The following is an 18,500-nucleotide window of genomic DNA, read 5'->3' as shown; positions in this document are numbered from 1 at the left end:
AGGAGTAATATGGGAATCTTAATTGTAGATGATGCGTTGTTTGTAAGAGCAGATATAGCAAAAATATTAAAGCAAAATCATTTAGAAGTAGTAGGAGAAGCAAAGGATGGATTAGAGGCTATAAAAAAATACCAACAATTAAAACCTAGTGTAGTACTAATGGATGTGACTATGCCCAATATGGATGGGGTAACTGCTATAAAAGAAATTAAAAAGATTGATCCAGATGCAAAGATTATAGTATGTTCTGCAATAGGACAAGAGACGTCTGTGATGCAGGCTATACAAGCAGGAGCGAAAAGCTATATTGTAAAGCCTTATAAAAAAGAAAGATTGGTAGAAGAAATTATTAAGGTTCAATTGCATCAATAAATACTGGGGACAGTTACAAAGATATATAAATACTGGGGACAGTTACAAAGATATATGTCTTCCAAATATAAGAACTTCTAGTTTAAGTAAAGCTAGAAGTTTTTTGTATTTAGAACTGAAAAAATATAAAAGAGTTTATGAATAAGAAGGAAATGCATATCTAGTAAAATAAATAATAATAAAAAAGTAAAATAGAAATTTTTAAATAAAGCAAGTGGCTATATTCAATAGGTATAGAGCATAATTGAATTGAAATCTATTCATAAGATAAAAAAATATTTAAAATAGATGTAATGAAATGAAAAAATTTACGTATTAACATATGAAATTACTTAGCTAAGTGAAATAGGCCAGAAAAGGAGGTTGATAAAAGATGCAGCAGGTATCTGTAGTGCACTGCTTAGAGGACCAAAAGAATGTTTACAAAGAAAAAGAATTAGCTGATATTTTTGAAGCTTATTATAAAAGAGTATATAACTATATATATTATCGAGTACATTGCCCTCATACAACAGAAGATTTAACAAGTCAGGTATTTGAAAAAGTAATGCTTAAAATAAATACATATTCTCAAAGTGAATCTCCATTTGAGGTATGGTTGTTTGCCATAGCTAAAAATGTGATCAATGACTACTTTAGAAGCATAAAAAAACGAAAACTCTTTTCTCTAGATGGGATCAAAGAATTAATATCTGGGGAGAAGACTCCAGAAAGGATGGTATTAATAGAAGAGACAAATGATGAGCTGTTTAAGATTTTGAATCTATTAAGCCCAAGGGAGAGAAATATTGTAGCATTAAAATTTGGTGGGAATTTAAAAAACAAAGAAATTGCAAATATATTGGATATTACTGAAAATAATGTGGGAATTATTCTTTATCGTACAATGAAAAAACTAAAAAAAGAAATAAAGAGGGAGGAATCCGTATGAATAAAAAAAGTATTGAAGATAGATTCTCGCAAGATATAGATAATTATTTAAATGGGATAGAAACGATCCATTCATTCCAATCACAAGAATATAATGACCTATTAGAATTAGGAAAGATATTAGATAAAGATTTTAGTAAAAATAGTAATAAAGAGGCTGTATTTCATAAGACTATAGAAAATATGAATAAAAATAAAGACTTGTGGTAATAAGTCAAGATAGAAAAAGATAGGTTTTGATTAAACTTACAATAATATTTTCTAAAAAAGTCAGCACTTAATAAACCTAAGGTAAATTAGGATTAAAACGAAAAGATTGCGCATCGAAGATTATTCGATATTATACACTCCTTTCTGGTGCATAAAGTTGGTGATTGCGTAGCAGCACATCCACCATGCGCACAAATTTTCTTGCAGTAAGGACGAGAGCTCTTTTATGTTGATGCTTAGGAACTTCATGATATTTCTTGAGATAGTATTCTCTATAAACAGGTTCATTACGCATAAGTGAATTGGCAGCTTCAATCAAGTAATAGCGAAGGTAATGATTTCCCGTTTTAGTCATTGTAGTTCTTTCAGATTCAAAATTACCAGATTGTTTTCGCTTCCAGTAAAGACCTGCATATTTGGCAATTTTGGATTCATTTTCGAAGCGTTGAATTTGACCAATTTCGGCTATTATGCCAGCAGCATAAACAGGTCCAATGCCTGGAATGCTAAGCAATGATTTGGATTCAGGTAAAATTTCAAATAATTGCTGAATTGCTTTATCAAGTTCTTTGATCTGTTTTTTTATGGTTTTAATCATCATAGCATATGAAGCCAAAATAACATCGACTGAATTCTGCATGACTTTTCCTAGTCGATAAGAGTCTCTAATGGCTTTTGAAAGTGATTTCGCAAGCTTTTCAGGATTGCTAAATCGACCACGGCCTTTTTCTTGTAAAATAGCAGCCAAATCCTCTAAAGACATATTGGCGATGTCTTCAAGAGTCATAGAGTCGGTTACTAAGTCCATCATGGTTGTACCAAAGACAGATGTATCAATTTCTTTAGTGAGGGTATTACACTTGTAATAAATATTTTCTAAAAAATGTTGCTTCATTTCAGTCAATTGACCAATGAGCTGGTAACGTGATCTAGTTAATCTTTGTAAAGCCATATATTGTTCTTCTTTAATCAAGGAAGTATTGAAACGATCAAAGCGAAGAAAGTCAGCAATACGATAAGCATCTATTTTATCGGTTTTATCTTCTTCAAATAGGCCTTTAAACCGATGTATAGCCTTAGGATTCATAACAACAACTTCGACTCCTAAAGACTTAAGCTCAGAGTCTTCTGATAGGAAAGTTGAAGGATGAAAGCTGTAAATAGAAGTTGCTTCCATACCGATTATAATACGATCATACCGAATTAGATCAGTGAAATGGCTAATATGTTCTTTGATTTTACTAGCACCAACAACATTATTGGGTAGAGAAACTTCTAGTAAAATTTGATCTTCACTGGTGAGAAAACAAGTATCAAGTTTTTCAGAACTAACATCAATACCAACAAATAATTTCATGGATAGGACCTCCTTTCTATGAATTTGGAACGGCTTGGATACTGAAACCTATCCCTAGTTACCAACCGGATGGCAACAACCTCGCGTATGAGTATTCAATACTTGTCAATCATAAGCTGCCCGAAGCTACTAACATTCGGTATGATAGGCAAGAGATACAGCTTGTGAGTTTGCAGTACACCTGTTGGCTGGGAGACAGTCTTTAAATGCAGTCTTGCTGCAGGAGAGAACAGCCTTAATCCAGATAGATCCTTATTCCATACTTCTATTATCTAGGAATAGGACTCAATATCCAAGTCGATAGATGAAAATTTTTAAATTTAAATATATTATACGAGGAGAGATCATTATGAAAAAATCAAATAAATTTAGACGTCCTGCTACTTTGGTTGCATCTTTTGCAGTGGTATGTATTATGGGAGTTTCTATTATGCAATCATCATTTGCACAAGATTTAGTAGAAAAAATTGTTCAAAAGGTATCTTTAGGACATATTACAGTTACGCAAACAGAGTCCTCCCAAACAGATACACTTCCTATGCCAGATGATCTAAAAGGAAAGATTTTTGATAAGGATGGAAAAGAGATCAAGGAGCTAAATAAAGAAAAAAATCAAAAATACTATACAGCTGATGGAGAAGAAATTGTTGGTATTGGTAATGGGGAGATTATAACTGCATCCCAACAAGAGAAAATGAATCAAGAAGATGAATCATACAATCTAGTGATTAAAGATCCTAATGAGTTTAATAAATATACTTGTTTTAACGTTCTTCTTCCTACCTATCTACCAAAAGGATATGAATTAGATAAAGGTGAATTTTATAAAGATGAAAAAGGTAATGTAAGTAAAAAATATATTGATTTGTATTTCACTAATAAAAAAACAGGAAAATATATTTCTATGCAACAAAGATTTGCTGATGAAGAGACAGCATATGAAACAGGAACAGATGGAAAAATTGAAAAAGTAAAAATGAATGGAGTAGATGCGGTAATATCTGATGATCGATATATAGATTGGGAAATGAACAATGTTCTTTATAGACTATCAGGAAGAGGAGAAATTACAAAAGATGAATTGATAAAAATTGCAGAATCTATGAAATAATAAGACAGCTCTCTTTGAAAAAAGAGAGCTATTATATTTTTAAATTTAATAATTGGAATAATAAGAAAATAAAGAAAAATTAAAAAATATATTGACATTAGAGTTGCTCCAACCTTTATAATAAAATTAAATACACTAAAAAAATATACAAATGATTAGTATAGATAGAGAGAATTATAACAATATTAGAATAAAAGGAGGAATCTCTAATGGATGTGAACTTGATCGGTGTTCCCATTTTTTATGGTTCTGATAAAAAAGGACCTGAATATGCACCTCAGAAATTAAGAGAAAAAAATATCATTCAAGTGATTCGTAAGCATAATCATACAGTTTATGATATGGGAAATATGATTATACCTCATACAAAAGAGTATAATAAATTTTATTCTCATCCCAAAATGAAATATTTTGATTCTATTATTTGTGTAAATACTAATCTTGCACATATGGTATATTGTTCTATTAAGGGAGGCAGTTTCCCACTTGTCATTGGGGGAGATCATTCTATAGGATTAGGTAGTATTTCAGGTGTAAGTCGAGCAAATAAAAATTTTGCAGTCATATGGATAGATGCCCATGGAGATATTAACACTATTGAGACTACCCAAAGCGGTAATGTACATGGAATGCCCCTTTCTCATGCCATGGGAATAGGACATCCAGACTTAGTAAATCTATATTTTAAAGGCCCCAAAATACCTTCTGACAATGTTTTTATTGTAGGAGCGAGGGATTTGGATGATGGAGAAAGGATCATCATACAGGAAAGAAACTTAAATGTTTATTCATCTGAAATTATTCATAAAAGAGGGATAGAAAGTGTAACCGATGAAATTATAAAACAAATTCAGAAAAAAAATATTGATACCATTCATGTAAGCTTTGACATAGATTTTATAGACTCTCCACTTGTTCCAGGAACAGGAACTCCTGTATCTAATGGGATCAATATTGAAAATACAAAGACTATTTTAAAAATGCTTGCTCAAACGAAGCTTATAAAATCTATGGATATTGTGGAACTTAATACTTTATTAGATAGAAATGATATAACTGCTGATTTAACAATAGATTTGATAGATTGGATATTTAAATATATATAAATATAAATAACAAAAGGACATCTATGAGATGGCCTTTTGTTGTTTGTCAATTTTAAAATCATGGTACAATAAAATTATTATAGAAGGAAGGTGATAATTATGAAAGATAAGTTTTTAATTGGAGAATTATCAAGCCTTTTTAATATTAGTACAGATACATTACGGTATTATGATAAAATTGGTCTTTTAAAACCAGACTATGATCAAAAAAATGGATATAGATATTATAGCATTAGAAATTTTTTTAAGTTGAGTCGAATACTTTTTTTGAAACAATTAGATATTTCTTTAGAAGATATTAAAAAATATATGAATCATAAAAATATAGACAATTTATTAAAATTATTAAAAGACAAGGAAGAAGAAATTGATGAAAAAATAAATCAGTTTATTAATTTAAAAAAGAAAATTCATAACAAAATAGAACTTTTTAATAGTATTGGAGAGGATATTAATCAAATAAGAATAGAGAGAATAGCTGAAAGGAAAGGAATTTTTTTGGATACATATAATGGGGAAAATCATGATCAGATAAAACAAGCACTGAAAATAAATGGAAGATATATGAAAAATAGTTCTTGGCTCATTGAAGGACAGGTATATACTTCTGTATTTAAGACAGATATATTAAAAGGAAAGGTGAGTAAATTTAGATATTTCGTGGAAGTTTTATCTGGAGAAGATTTTTTTTATGAACAATTAGAATATATTCCAGAAAACGATTATGCATGTATTGTATTTTTAGGACCTTACACAAAAATAGAAGAGTACTATAAAGTTCTTATCCAATGGATCGAACAAAACGGATATGAAATCATAGGGGATTCTATTGAAAAAAATATTGTAGACTATGACTTTTCAGACTCGGAAGAAGAATACATTTCAGAAATACAAATCCCAATTAAGGGACGGTTACAAAAATACATAAATAATGATGAAAATACATAAACTACTTTTAATCATAAAGAGAGGGAGTAGGTTTTTATGCCAAGAGTAGCTAGAATAAAAAGTATAGATTCTATATATCATGTAATGATTCGAAGTATTAGTGAAATTGATTTATTTAAAGAAAATAGTGATAAAATAAAATATCTTTCTCTTATAAAAAAATATGAAAATAAATATCAGTTTAAAATATATGCCTATTGTCTACTAGACAATCATGGACATCTTATGATAGATGTAAATGGTGCTGATATATCTAAAATTATGCATTGTATAAACTTTTGTTATGCTCAATATTATAATTTTAAATATAAAAGACATGGGCATGTTTTTCAAGATCGATTTAAAAGCAAAATTATAGATAGTGAAAAGTACTTAATTATGTTATCTGCTTATATTCACAATAATCCTAAGGATCTACCTTTATTTAAAGGTAATGTTAAAGAGTATCCATTTTCCAGTTTAAGAGAATATGTAAAACGTACTAATGACTATGAAATATTAGATAAAAGTTTTTTAGAAAATATATTACAATTGCATCATAAAAAGAATATGAAACAATATTTGGATTTAGTAGATCGATGTAATCATGAAGAAGATCTATTAGATATAGAGTTTGAAATAAAAGATTATGAGTATAGAAGTGAGAGAGAAATAATCATAAGAGATTATACACCTAATAAAATTATTAGTGATGTAGCTCAATTTCTACAAATAGACTGGGAATATATATATTTAAAGCATAGTAGCAAAAGTACTTCATTGAGGGCATTAAGTGCATTTATGATGATGTGCTTTTGTAATATGACAGCAAAAGAGATTTGTAAAATTCTAGGCAATATTACTGCAGGAAGAGTATCGAATTTATCTTTAATAGGAGTAGATATGTATACAAGAAATGATGAAATAAAAAATTTTGTACAAGGATTGATGAAGAGCGCATAAAAGTAAATAAGTATCACTAAAGGGGTATTTTGTTGTGGGAAAATTTATAGATAACTTCTAGTTTGAATAAAGCTAGGAGTTATTTTTTTGAAATGTAAAAAAATAAATAACAAACGATTGTAACCGTCCCTAAATTCGTGATAAAATTTTTGGGGGTGAAAATAATGATCGTAACAGTAAAACCATTAAAATTTACAATGATGGAAACGAAAAATCCTTTGGAAGATATGAAATGTATATTGAAAGATAAAAGAAGTAGTAATAAAGAAGCAGTTTTTAGTAGATATATAGGAATGGAGAATACAGAAGATATTTATATAAAAAATTTAAAAGAATTGGATATGGAGCTTCAATCTAATGCAGTAAGTTATATTAAAATCATCCATGGGTTAAAGAAAATTATAGATAATAATGAAATAGAAAAAATGAAAAAAATTATGGAAGATTATATGAGATTAGAAAATACATACTTCAATTCTTCAGATTTATTTTCTTTTCATATGGGTTATACAATAGAGAATGAATCTTTGGAGTGGACGAAGAAAATAGCTTTTCAAGAAGTTCTTAAACTATATGATAAGCATAATCCCCATAGTAATCTTACTATGAGAAAAAATTTTGGGGTAAAATTATTATTATGGATGAATGAATATATAAAGAAATTATTCATAAATGGAATAAACATGAAGTCTATTCCTAAAGTGATATTTTATGGAGATATTAAAAAACATGAATTTTATTTTTTGATATTTTTGTGGAAATTAGGGTGTGATGTACTTTATATTAATCCCAAGGAAGATGTAAAGCATATTGTACCTAAAGCAGATGAGTATTCTAAATTGTTTATATATAAGAATATGAACAATTGTAATGTACCCTTTGAAGAAAATAATATAAAATCCAAAATCACTTCTAAGAGCAATAGGAAAGATCCAGTTCATATAGAACGTAAGCAAAATACAATTAGTGTACAAGGAAATGTTGAAAAAAGTTATGAAGAACTTGCTAGACTGGCAGAATCTATTGTAATGATTCATGTTTATGATCCAAATAAGGAAATTGTTAGCAGAGGGTCAGGTGTTGCAATCAATCATGAGGGATGGATTATTACAAATTTTCATGTAGTAAATAAGGGATTGTCTTTTGGAGTAATTTTTGAAAATGATCCTCGTGAATATGAAGTATACAATATTGTAAAATATCATATAGATTATGATTTAGCCCTTATAAAAGTAGATAAAAAAACAAACCCTATTCCACTCAATGACCAGGAATTGGTAAGAGGGCAAAAAATCATAACCATAGGAAGTCCATTAGGATTATTTAATACCATTTCAGATGGAATTGTATCAGGATTTAGAGAGTTAGATCATGTAAAAATGGTTCAAATTACTGCTCCAATCTCTCCAGGAAGCTCAGGAGGAGCATTAATTGATATGTATGGAAATTTGGCAGGAATTACAACAGCAGCCTTTGAAGGCCAAAATTTAAATTTAGCTGTACCTACTTCTTATATAAAACAATTTATTGGTAGATAAAGGAAGAGAGAGGAATGCTCTCTTTTTTCGTTTATAAACAATGGAAGTGGAAATAATATTTATAAAGTAATGAAAACATACTAGATACAACAAAAATAAAAATGATATAATAAAAAAATATATTTTATAATGACAAACAAAAGAGGAAGGATAGAATATTTATGACACAGCAAAATTTGAAAAAAGCTCTTACTTTTACAGAAGCAATTTCTTTGGTAATAGGGATGATTATTGGATCTGGAATCTTTTTAAAACCTGGGATTGTATTTAAAAATGCTGGATCTCCAGGACTTGGGATACTTGCTTGGATAGCAGGAGGAATTATTACTTTAGCATCAGCTTTGACAATCGCTGAAATTGCATCAGCTATTCCTAAAACAGGAGGACTTTATATTTATTTGGAGGAATTATATGGAGAGATCTGGGGCTTTTTATTAGGGTGGGTACAAACAGTCATTGCCTATCCAGCAGCAATAGCAGCTCTTGCTATTGCATTTGCCACTTTTTCATCTTATTTTATTCCGCTAGGTGATTTAGGACAAAAAATACTAGCTACTTGTGCATTGGGATTTCTATTACTGATGAATATTATTTCTACGAGATATGGAGGAGTCATTCAAACAGTATCTACTGTAGGAAAATTATTACCTATTTTGGTTATTATTGTAGTGGGACTCATAAAAGGAGAAGCCCATGATATTCATTTTATGCAAACTTCTATAGAAGGAGCTGGATTTGGAGCTGCCATATTAGGGACACTTTGGGCATATGATGGATGGATTGGAGTAACGAATGTGGCTGGAGAATTGAAGAATCCATCCAAAGAATTGCCAAGAGCCATTGTATTAGGAGTAGGAACTGTGATTGTAGTATATGTATTAGTAAATTTGGCTATTTTAAATGTGATGCCAGCTTTAGAAATTATTATGTCACAAAGACCTGCATCAGCTGTAGCAAGTGTACTTTTAGGAAGTGGTGGGGGAGCTTTTATTACAATAGGAATTATGGTTTCTGTATTTGGTGCTATGAATGGATATGTCATGACAGGATCTAGAGTACCTTTGGCTATGGGAGAAAGGAATCATTTACCTTTTTCAAATTTTTTAAAAAGACTTCATCCATCCTTTGGTACACCTGCAAATGCATTAATGATTCAGTTTTTACTATCTATAGCATATATTTTTTCAGGGACTTTTAATACTCTAACGGATTTATTAATCTTTGTATTATGGATATTCTTTGTAATGGGCGTAGGAGGCATATTTATTTTAAGAAAAAGAGTTTCAAAAGAAGAGAGAAATTATGAAGTACCTCTATATCCAATAGTTCCCCTTATAGGAATATTAGGTGGGATCTATATTCTTTATAGTACAATTGTAAGTTCTCCTATGAATTCGTTTATTGGGATTATTATCACTTTAGCTGGAATCCCTATATTTTATTATCTTAAAAAAGATAGATAAATGATTAAACCCTAAAACAAAGGATGTATATATCCTTTGTTTTAGGGTGAAGACAAACTATATTTTAGTAAAGTCATAAAAATTAGGAACAATTATTGAGAATTTATGAAAATATAGAATAAGTGAGAAAATGGTTAGCATTACACTGTTTGAGCATAGCGAGTTTGTAATGTTATTTTCGATCGTTTCTATATATTTTCCAAATTTGAAAATTGGTGACGTTTTTTATGACTTTGTCTTATTTAAGTTTAGTTGTCCAATTTTCGCAATTCCAAACTTCTGTTACAATATCTTGATAAAATTCAGGTTCATGACAAATCAAAAGAATACTGCCATTATATTCTTTTAGTGCTTTTTTTAATTCTTCCTTGGCATCTACATCTAAGTGGTTGGTAGGTTCATCTAGAACTAATAAATTTGTTTCTTTGTTGATTAATTTACAAAGACGCACCTTGGCTTGTTCTCCTCCGCTTAATACTAATACCTTGCTTTCTATATGCTTTGTAGTTAATCCACATTTTGCCAAAGCTGCACGAACTTCATATTGAGTAAAGGAAGGAAAGTCTTGCCATACTTCTTCAATACATGTCTTATAGTTTGCTTCTTTGATTTCTTGTTCAAAATATCCTATGTGAAGATAATCACCAAGCTCAACAGATCCAGAGATAGGATTGATTTGTCCTAGTATACTTTTTAATAAAGTAGTTTTTCCAAGACCATTCGCTCCTACTAGTGCAATTTTTTGTTTTCGTTCCATACGAAGGTTTAATGGTTTGGAAAGAGGTTCATCATATCCTATGATTAAATCTTTGGTTTCGAATATAAGTTTTCCAGAAGTTCTGGATTCTTTAAAATGAAATTCTGGCTTTGGTTTTTCTCTTGCTAATTCTATGACATCCATTTTATCAAGCTTTTTTTGTCTAGACATGGCCATATTTCTAGTAGAGACTCTTGCTTTATTTCTTGCTACAAAATCTTTTAGTTCAGCGATTTCTTGTTGTTGCTTTTTATAAGCTGCTTCTAGTTGTTGTTTTTTCGCTTCATAAACTTGCATAAAATTATCATAGTCTCCTACATAACGATTAAGCTCTTGATTTTCCATATGATAAATTAAATTGATTACACTATTTAAAAAAGGAATATCATGAGAAATCAATATAAAAGCATTTTCATACTCTTGAAGATATCTCTTTAGCCATTCAATATGCTTTTCATCCAAATAGTTTGTAGGCTCGTCCAAAAGAAGAATATCAGGTTTTTCTAAAAGAAGTTTGGCAAGAAGTACTTTTGTTCTTTGTCCACCACTTAAATCATGAACATCTTTTTCTAGTCCTACATCATCGAGACCAAGACCTTTAGCTATTTCTTCTACCTTTGAATCAATCATATAAAAATCATTATTAGTCAAAAGATCTTGAAGGGTACCTAAATCTATAAGAAGCTTTTCTAATTCTTCAGGGGAAGCATCTCCCATTTTATCACATATTTCATTCATTTCTTTTTCAAGGTCAAATAAATACGAAAACGCATTTTTTAATGCATCACGGATGCTAAGACCTTTTTCAAGGACTGTATGTTGATCAAGATAACCTACTCGAACTCTTTTTGCCCATTCGATTTGTCCTTCGTCAGGCTCTAATTTTCCAGTGACAATATTCATAAAAGTAGATTTTCCTTCTCCATTGGCTCCAATGAGTCCAATATGCTCTCCATTTAAAAGTCTAAAGGATACATTATTAAAAATGGCTCGATCTCCAAAGCCATGACTTAAATTCTTAACTGTTAATATACTCATATATACTCCTCTCATATCATATATTTATAGTAAATTTATGAAATATTATTTTGATCTAAATATACATAATAGATTATATATGATGGGAGAGGGGTTTCAAAGTAAAATATTAAAATTTTTAAAAAAATTTAATATTTCTATTGCACAATAAATGAATCCATAGTATAATAATATTCAATAAACAAAACAAACTAAATATTCAAAAAGTTATGACGGAGAGAAAGATACTTAATCTTTAACTACAGAGAGCCGAAGGTGCTGAGATTCGGTGTTAAAGCAGTATATAATGATCACTCCAGAGCTGCTAAGTTGAAACGTAAGGAGTAAACAAGGCCGGGTTCTACAATATGTAGAAGTGCCACCGTTATATGGCTAGGGTTCAAGGAATATCCTTCGACCTGAAGAGTCAATTTGCGTGAGCAAATTGTAAATTAGAGTGGTACCACGAGTAAGTCTCTCGTCTCTAGAACATAAAATTTATGTTTTAGAGACGGGAGATTTTTTTATTCCCGTAAAAGGAAAAAATAGAGTAAGTCTGGCCAGACAGATCTCAAAATTACCACAAGATAAAAAAGTACCATAAAAATGAAAAAATAAAAGTGATAATTTTGAAAGGAGTGTAGTGCATGTCTCAAAATAGAGAACAATGGGGTTCAAAAATGGGATTTATTCTTGCTGCTATAGGTTCAGCAGTTGGTCTTGGAAATATATGGAGGTATCCGTATCTAGTATATTCTAATGGAGGAGGGGCTTTCTTAATACCTTATTTTATTGCAATATTTACTGCAGGAATTCCTCTTATCATACTAGAATACGGATTTGGACATAAATATAGAGGGTCAGCACCCCTTGCTTTTGCAAAGTCTAGTAAGAAGTGGGAATGGCTTGGATGGTGGCCGAGTATTACTTCATTTGTAATATTGACTTATTATACGATGATTTTAAGTTGGGCTATGAATTATTTGTATTTTTCTTTTTCTCAAGGATGGGGATCAGATACAAATAGCTTTTTCTTTAATGAATTTTTAAAAGTTTCAAGTGGTCCATTTGATTTAGGAGGAATGAGATGGCCAATATTTATTTGCATTACTGCATTATGGCTAATCAATTGGGCTATTTGTTATAGAGGAGTTTCTGGAGGAATAGAAAAAGCAAATAAAGTATTATTGCCTACTCTTTTTGTAATCATGGTTATTATTGTAGTAAGAGGAGTGACACTTCCTGGAGCATCTGTTGGACTTAACAAATTATTTACACCAGATTGGTCTAAAGTATTAGATCCAAAGGTATGGATTAATGCCTATGGGCAAGTATTTTATTCACTAAGCTTAGCAATGGGTATTTTAATTACCTATTCTAGTTATCTACCAAATAAAACAGATATCAACAATAGTGCATTTATAACGGCTTTTGCAAATTGTGGATTTGAGCTATTATCTGCTATAGGTGTATTTGCAATTTTAGGATTTATGGCTACCAGTCAAGGAGTAGCTGTAGATGAAGTAGCAAGCCAAAGTATTGGATTGGCATTTGTAGTATTTCCAAAAGTATTTTCTATGATGGGCTCTTTGGGAAAAATGTTTGGAATATTATTCTTTGCATGTTTAGTATTTGCAGGTCTTACTTCTTGTGTATCTTTAATAGAAGCATTTGCAGCAGCAGTTATGGATAAAACAGGAGCATCTAGAAAAAAAGTTGTTACTTTTGCAGCCCTTGGAGGATATTTTATTAGTGTGATGTATGCTACAGGAGCAGGACTTTATTTTCTTGATATTGTAGATGCCTTCATTAATTCTTATTGTGTAGTAGTAGTAGGCTTAGGAGAAGCTATTGTTTTAGGATGGTTCTTAGGAGCTCATACCATAAGGGAACATACCAATGTAATATCCATTTATAGAGTTGGTAAATGGTGGGATGTTATGGTGAAATTTGTGACACCTACTATATTAACTTATATGTTGGTACAAAATATTATCACAGAAATAAAGACTCCTTATGGAGGATATCCAATGAAAGCACTTCTAACTTTTGGATGGGGAGTAGTAGCAATCATTATTGTTACGGCTATTATTGCAAGTAAAAGACCTTGGAAAAATAATGACTTACAAGTAAATACCTTTAAGGAGGTGGCATAGATGACTTCTACAGCAATATTATTTTTTACAATTGGAGCAGTAGTATTATGGGGTGGATTGGCAACAACTTTAACCATTGGATTAAAACATAAAGATTGATTTTGATATAAAAATAAAGGCTATGTGAAAATATAAAATATTTTTACATAGCCTTTGTTTTTTACACATATCTTTTCAACTATTTCATATATTCTATTGTAATGAAATTTAGATTGAAAAGAGGGACCCAAAATGGATGAAAAGAAAAAGGTCAAGCTTGCAGACATCCTAGAAGCAAAAGGCTTATCTATTAACTATCAAGCTGGCGGAAAAGCGCCAGAGGAAATGATAGATAGAGAGGTGAAAAAAGAACCTACCCCGAGAGCTAGAAAATTAAGAGAAATTTTTTACAATACTTTATCCACAGCGAATATGGAATTTCCATATTGGTATAACAGAACGTGGAAGGCTTTAGAAGGAGAAATTACTATTGTAAGAAGAGCAAAAGCTTTAAGAGAAGCATTTTCTCATTTAACTCCTAATATTGTTCCTGGTGAAAAGCTAGTGATGCAAAAGACTTATAATTATAGAGGATCATTTCCAATGCCATGGCTTTCTGAAAGCTTTTTTGTAGCAAAAGAAAGTGAGCTTTATCAAGAAGCTTTAAAAACAGGAAGTGCAAGTTCAGGAGAGCTTAGTAAATTTGGAAGTGGGGGAGGAAATGTTACCAAAAGCTTTGGAAGTGTTGTTTCCATTGCAGGAAAATTTGGTATGAGAAAAGAGGAAATTCCTGCACTTCTAAAAGTAGCTAATGAATGGGTAGGAAAATCTGTAGAAGACGTAAGTCATAAATATGAACAAATGGTTCCTGATTATGAAGTAAAAGAAAATATTATGAGAAGTTTAATTTGTATGTTTGACTCAGGGTTTACCCTTCCACAAGGAAGAGAGGTTGTCAATTACTATTATCCACTACAATATGGATTGGATCGTTTGATAGAAATGGCGAAAGATTGCAAAAAACAAGTAGCAGGAAAAGCAGATGGTGATGGATTAACTGGCATGGACAGGCTTTATTTTTACGAAGGAGTAGTTTATGTATTAGAAGGAATTCAAAATTGGATTTTAAATTATGCAAAACATGCAAAATCTCTACAAGAGATTGCTAAAACTCAAAAGGAAAGAGATGAATATGAAGAGATTTCAAACTCATTAGAATGGATTGCTCATCATCAACCAAGAACCTTTAGAGAAGCTCTCCAATTATCTTATACAATACATATTTCAGCGTTGAACGAAGATGCTATATCAGGACTTTCTATTGGTAGATTGGGACAAATTCTATATCCTTGGTATGAACAAGATCTAGAAGCTTTACGCATTACAAAAGAAGAAGTTTTAGAACTATTAGAATTATATAGAATCAAAATTACAGCTATAGATTGTTTTGCTTCTACTGGTGTAGTAGGTGGTGTTTTATCAGGAAATACTTTTAACAATTTAAGTCTTGGTGGATTGACTTCAAAAGGTCAGTCAGCAACAAATGAACTAGAAATGTTAATTGTAGAAGCAGGTATGACCTGTGCAACTCCTCAACCTACTTTATCTGTTTTATATGATGAAAAATTACCAGAAAAATTTTTATTAAAATGTGCAGAATGTGACAAAACAGGAGCTGGCTATCCAGCTTGGATGAATAATAGGGGAGGAATAGATTTTATTGTAAATCAATATGCGAAAGAGGGAATGACAATAGAAGAAGCAAGATCATTTGCTATAGGAGGATGCTTGGAAACTTCACCTGGATGTTTTAAAAAACTTGCCTTAAATGGAAAAGAATATGAAATTCCTGGAGGAGCAGGACAGCCTACGAGTGTAGGAGTACATTTTGTTGCAAATCCAAAGGTATTAGAGCTTGTACTTACAAATGGGAAAGATTATAGAACAGGATTACAAGTTTTTAAGCCTCATAATAAAAAGCTTGAAAGTTATGAAGAATTAATTGAAACCTTCAAAGAATATTATGAAAAAGCGGTTGATATTTTAGCAAAAACAAATAATATTCAACATGATGTTTGGCGTAAACAGAATATGTCCTTAGTTAATTCCCTATTAAAACCAGATTGCTTAGAAAAAGGACTTCATATAGGAAATATGGGTTATCGTTATAATGCAACCTTTAATGTAGAAAGTTGCGGAACCGTTACAATGGTCAACTCTTTAGCAGCTCTTAAAAAAATTGTTTACGATGATAAAAAATTTACTATTGATGAAATGAGAGAAGCTATTCTTCATAATTTTGGATTTAAAAATGCGGAAGAGGTTGGAAGCTATTCTTTAATGGATCAAGAAAAATCAGATATATTAGATGCTTATGATGAGATTTATGGAGAATGCTTGTTATCACCTAAGTATGGAAATGATGATCCATATGCTGATTCTATTTTAGCAGGATATGAAGATTGGTTTTGTAAGATGGCAAAAGGAGCAGAATCTTTGTATGGAAAACCAATGTATGCCTGTCAAATCTCTGTTTCTACCCATGGTGCTCAAGGGGCTGCAACATTAGCCACACCAGATGGCAGATTAGGAGGAACTACTTATGCAGATGGATCTATGTCTGCTTATCCAGGGACAGATAAAAATGGACCTTATGCTTTGTTTGAATCTGCTACAGTTTGGGATCACTCCAGATCTCAAAATTCACAAATGAATATGAAACTTCATCCAAGTGCTTTAAAGGGAGAACAAGGCACAAAGAATTTATTAGATTTAACTCGTGCTTATATGAGAAAGGGAGGATTCCATATTCAATATAATATTGTAGATTCTAAGGTTTTAAAGGATGCACAAAAAAATCCTGATGAGTATAGAGATCTTATGGTACGGGTAGCAGGGTTTACTCAATACTGGTGTGAAATTGGTAAGCCTATTCAAGATGAAGTCATAGCAAGAACAGAATATGAAGGAGTGTGATGAAAGTGAATAAATTTAGACATAATGATTGTATAAATTTTTCACCTATAGATGCAGCAAAAGGCATTTGTAGACTTGCCAATACTATGATTAATATAGATGGAAATGTATGTAATGCTTTTAAAGAAGCACCAAAATGCAGAAACTGTCATCACTTTAAAGATCCAGATGAAGATGAAATAGGAATTTGCAAAGGTCTTGATAAAGAGGATTGGACATTTGGAGATTTACATGCAATGACATGTACGAAGCATATTTTTAAGAAATAGATATGTATAGAGGGCGCATAGATCAAATTGCGCCCTTTAAAGATTCATAAAATAAAGTTAAGGGGGTAAGGAAATGATCCATGACAAAGTAGATGAAAAACAAGCCAAAAGATTAGGTCATATGGTAGTTTTAGCATCTTGGCTAGCCGTATTTTGTTTATTTGGATATAGAGCTACTTTTTCAGTACTCCAAGGACCTATGGCAAAGGATTTAGGATGGAGTGCATCCAAGCTTACTTTAGGTTATTCTTTGATGATGACTGTATATGCTATAACAGCGTTTTTTAGTGGAATGATCATAGACAAATGGGGAACAAAACCTGCATATGCTTTAGGGGCTATTACTGGAGCATTGGGATTTTTTGTAACAAGCTTTGCACAAACATACTTGGCTTATTTATTGCCTTATGTGATCTTTGCTGGAATTGGAACAGGAATGCTATGGGTATCTTCTACAGTATCTGTAAGAAAATGGTATGTTGGAAAATCTTATGCTACCATGTGGGGAATTGCTTTTATGGGAGCTCCAGTAGCCCAAGTAGTTTTAAGTCTTGGAGCGAAACAAGTTCTAGCTACTATGGACTGGAGAATGGCTATGAGAATATTATCGTTGGTAGTACTTATTGCACTGATTATAGCAAGTATGGTTGCAAAGCAAAACCCTCAAAATTATGGACTAGAGCCTTTTGGAATGGATACTATCAAAAATTCTAAAGGAAAAAATCAAGAAAATATAGATTGGTCTTTACAGCAAGCTTTTTCTAAATTTCCAATATGGGGAGCTATTTTTGCTTTTTTGACTAGCATGGTTGCTGAATTTTTAGTTTGGACCCAAATTGTGAAGTATTGGACATCTGATTGCAATTTGTCTTTGGGAACAGCTACAAATTATTATGTAGCTATAGGGGTGGCTGGTATTTTTACAATGCCTTTTATGGGTGTATTAGCAGATAAATTGGTAAGTAAATTAAATGATGAAATGAAAGCTAGAAAATTTATGATTATATTTGCACCCAGTACAGGAATATTGGCATGTATTTTATTAATGTTATCAAAGGGAAGTATGTTTACCAGTATAATTGCTTGTATTATATTTGCTGTTTATTGGGCAATCGAACCTGGTGGAGTGGCAGGATATGCTGCCTCTATCTATGGAAATCAAACATTTGGGAAAATATGGGGACTTGCAACTTTAATTGTTATGAGTATAGGGCCAGCAGTGGGAAGTTTTATGGGAGCGCATTTATATGATGCATATGGAACGTATACAAATTCTATGTTGTTTGCATTAGGTTCTTTTATCGTTTCTGCTATTGTAGCCATATTACTGCCCATATCTTTAGATAAAAAATCTATATAAAATAAAGGA

16 protein-coding genes and 1 other annotated feature are annotated in these 18,500 nt (G+C 31.2%); of the genes, 14 read left to right on the top strand and 2 right to left on the bottom strand.

Annotated elements, in window-relative coordinates:
- The first annotated feature begins 9 nt into the window (after window positions 1-9).
- From BN2409_RS01920 to BN2409_RS01910, 3 genes are all read left to right on the top strand, one after another.
- A complete protein-coding gene (locus BN2409_RS01920) occupies window positions 10-372 on the top strand; it encodes a response regulator (protein ID WP_053954980.1) in 363 nt (120 codons plus the stop codon).
- Between the two features lie 373 nt (window positions 373-745).
- Window positions 746-1,303, top strand: coding sequence for a sigma-70 family RNA polymerase sigma factor (locus tag BN2409_RS01915; RefSeq protein ID WP_053954979.1), 558 nt, complete (start codon window positions 746-748; stop codon window positions 1,301-1,303).
- On the top strand, window positions 1,300-1,512 hold the full coding sequence (locus BN2409_RS01910) for a hypothetical protein (RefSeq protein ID WP_053954978.1): 213 nt from the start codon (window positions 1,300-1,302) through the stop codon (window positions 1,510-1,512). The genes BN2409_RS01915 and BN2409_RS01910 overlap by 4 nt, the downstream gene beginning before the upstream one ends.
- Window positions 1,513-1,642: 130 nt before the next feature.
- On the opposite strand, the gene BN2409_RS01905 is transcribed toward BN2409_RS01910, so the two are convergent.
- The gene (locus BN2409_RS01905; protein WP_053954977.1) at window positions 1,643-2,869 is read right to left on the bottom strand and encodes an IS110 family RNA-guided transposase; all 1,227 of its coding nucleotides are present in this window, start codon (window positions 2,867-2,869) and stop codon (window positions 1,643-1,645) included.
- Between the two features lie 349 nt (window positions 2,870-3,218).
- On the opposite strand from BN2409_RS01905, the gene BN2409_RS01900 reads away from it, so the two are divergent.
- From BN2409_RS01900 to BN2409_RS01875, 6 genes are all read left to right on the top strand, one after another.
- On the top strand, window positions 3,219-3,980 hold the full coding sequence (locus BN2409_RS01900; protein WP_053954976.1) for a DUF4367 domain-containing protein: 762 nt from the start codon (window positions 3,219-3,221) through the stop codon (window positions 3,978-3,980).
- Between the two features lie 209 nt (window positions 3,981-4,189).
- Window positions 4,190-5,086, top strand: coding sequence for an arginase (rocF, locus tag BN2409_RS01895; RefSeq protein WP_053954975.1), 897 nt, complete (start codon window positions 4,190-4,192; stop codon window positions 5,084-5,086).
- A gap of 99 nt (window positions 5,087-5,185) precedes the next feature.
- A complete protein-coding gene (locus BN2409_RS01890; RefSeq protein WP_053954974.1) occupies window positions 5,186-6,034 on the top strand; it encodes a MerR family transcriptional regulator in 849 nt (282 codons plus the stop codon).
- Window positions 6,035-6,070: 36 nt separating this feature from the next.
- Window positions 6,071-6,976, top strand: a complete 906-nt coding sequence (locus BN2409_RS01885; protein WP_053954973.1) for a transposase — start codon at window positions 6,071-6,073, stop codon at window positions 6,974-6,976.
- A gap of 164 nt (window positions 6,977-7,140) precedes the next feature.
- A complete protein-coding gene (locus BN2409_RS01880; RefSeq protein ID WP_053954972.1) occupies window positions 7,141-8,514 on the top strand; it encodes a serine protease in 1,374 nt (457 codons plus the stop codon).
- Window positions 8,515-8,675: 161 nt separating this feature from the next.
- Complete coding sequence (locus tag BN2409_RS01875) at window positions 8,676-9,977, top strand: APC family permease (protein WP_053954971.1); 1,302 nt, start codon at window positions 8,676-8,678, stop codon at window positions 9,975-9,977.
- A gap of 238 nt (window positions 9,978-10,215) precedes the next feature.
- On the opposite strand, the gene BN2409_RS01870 is transcribed toward BN2409_RS01875, so the two are convergent.
- Window positions 10,216-11,772 (bottom strand): ABC-F family ATP-binding cassette domain-containing protein, encoded by a 1,557-nt coding sequence (locus tag BN2409_RS01870; RefSeq protein WP_053954970.1) that lies wholly within the window; start codon window positions 11,770-11,772, stop codon window positions 10,216-10,218.
- A gap of 200 nt (window positions 11,773-11,972) precedes the next feature.
- Window positions 11,973-12,240 (top strand) — a binding site (T-box leader).
- 158 nt (window positions 12,241-12,398) lie between these two features.
- Here BN2409_RS01870 and BN2409_RS01865 point away from each other — a divergent pair.
- From BN2409_RS01865 to BN2409_RS01850, 5 genes are all read left to right on the top strand, one after another.
- A complete protein-coding gene (locus tag BN2409_RS01865; protein ID WP_053954969.1) occupies window positions 12,399-13,907 on the top strand; it encodes a sodium-dependent transporter in 1,509 nt (502 codons plus the stop codon).
- Window positions 13,908-14,006: a MetS family NSS transporter small subunit gene (locus BN2409_RS16680; RefSeq protein WP_110942893.1), complete on the top strand. Its 99-nt coding sequence runs from the start codon at window positions 13,908-13,910 to the stop codon at window positions 14,004-14,006.
- A gap of 132 nt (window positions 14,007-14,138) precedes the next feature.
- Complete coding sequence (gene hpdB / locus BN2409_RS01860; protein WP_053954968.1) at window positions 14,139-16,862, top strand: 4-hydroxyphenylacetate decarboxylase large subunit; 2,724 nt, start codon at window positions 14,139-14,141, stop codon at window positions 16,860-16,862.
- A gap of 5 nt (window positions 16,863-16,867) precedes the next feature.
- Window positions 16,868-17,131 (top strand): 4-hydroxyphenylacetate decarboxylase small subunit, encoded by a 264-nt coding sequence (gene hpdC / locus BN2409_RS01855; RefSeq protein WP_242847897.1) that lies wholly within the window; start codon window positions 16,868-16,870, stop codon window positions 17,129-17,131.
- Between the two features lie 73 nt (window positions 17,132-17,204).
- Complete coding sequence (locus BN2409_RS01850) at window positions 17,205-18,491, top strand: MFS transporter (RefSeq protein ID WP_053954966.1); 1,287 nt, start codon at window positions 17,205-17,207, stop codon at window positions 18,489-18,491.
- The last annotated feature ends 9 nt before the right edge of the window (window positions 18,492-18,500 follow it).

Source organism: Inediibacterium massiliense, from assembly GCF_001282725.1.
Classification (GTDB): Bacteria; Bacillota; Clostridia; order Peptostreptococcales; family Thermotaleaceae; genus Anaerophilus; species Anaerophilus massiliensis.
Note: the sequence above shows the minus strand (reverse complement) of the source record. Positions and strands in the feature narration are given on the sequence as shown.

Bases quoted from the DNA above. Each gene is read 5' to 3' on its own strand.
- BN2409_RS01865 (WP_053954969.1), top strand. From the start codon at position 12,399: ATGTCTCAAAATAGAGAACAATGGGGTTCAAAAATGGGATTTATTCTT.
- rocF (WP_053954975.1), top strand. From the start codon at position 4,190: ATGGATGTGAACTTGATCGGTGTTCCCATTTTTTATGGTTCTGATAAA.
- BN2409_RS01880 (WP_053954972.1), top strand. From the start codon at position 7,141: ATGATCGTAACAGTAAAACCATTAAAATTTACAATGATGGAAACGAAA.
- BN2409_RS16680 (WP_110942893.1), top strand. From the start codon at position 13,908: ATGACTTCTACAGCAATATTATTTTTTACAATTGGAGCAGTAGTATTA.
- BN2409_RS01910 (WP_053954978.1), top strand. From the start codon at position 1,300: ATGAATAAAAAAAGTATTGAAGATAGATTCTCGCAAGATATAGATAAT.
- hpdB (WP_053954968.1), top strand. From the start codon at position 14,139: ATGGATGAAAAGAAAAAGGTCAAGCTTGCAGACATCCTAGAAGCAAAA.
- BN2409_RS01885 (WP_053954973.1), top strand. From the start codon at position 6,071: ATGCCAAGAGTAGCTAGAATAAAAAGTATAGATTCTATATATCATGTA.
- BN2409_RS01905 (WP_053954977.1), bottom strand. From the start codon at position 2,869: ATGAAATTATTTGTTGGTATTGATGTTAGTTCTGAAAAACTTGATACT.
- BN2409_RS01850 (WP_053954966.1), top strand. From the start codon at position 17,205: ATGATCCATGACAAAGTAGATGAAAAACAAGCCAAAAGATTAGGTCAT.
- BN2409_RS01870 (WP_053954970.1), bottom strand. From the start codon at position 11,772: ATGAGTATATTAACAGTTAAGAATTTAAGTCATGGCTTTGGAGATCGA.
- BN2409_RS01900 (WP_053954976.1), top strand. From the start codon at position 3,219: ATGAAAAAATCAAATAAATTTAGACGTCCTGCTACTTTGGTTGCATCT.
- BN2409_RS01875 (WP_053954971.1), top strand. From the start codon at position 8,676: ATGACACAGCAAAATTTGAAAAAAGCTCTTACTTTTACAGAAGCAATT.
- BN2409_RS01920 (WP_053954980.1), top strand. From the start codon at position 10: ATGGGAATCTTAATTGTAGATGATGCGTTGTTTGTAAGAGCAGATATA.
- BN2409_RS01890 (WP_053954974.1), top strand. From the start codon at position 5,186: ATGAAAGATAAGTTTTTAATTGGAGAATTATCAAGCCTTTTTAATATT.
- BN2409_RS01915 (WP_053954979.1), top strand. From the start codon at position 746: ATGCAGCAGGTATCTGTAGTGCACTGCTTAGAGGACCAAAAGAATGTT.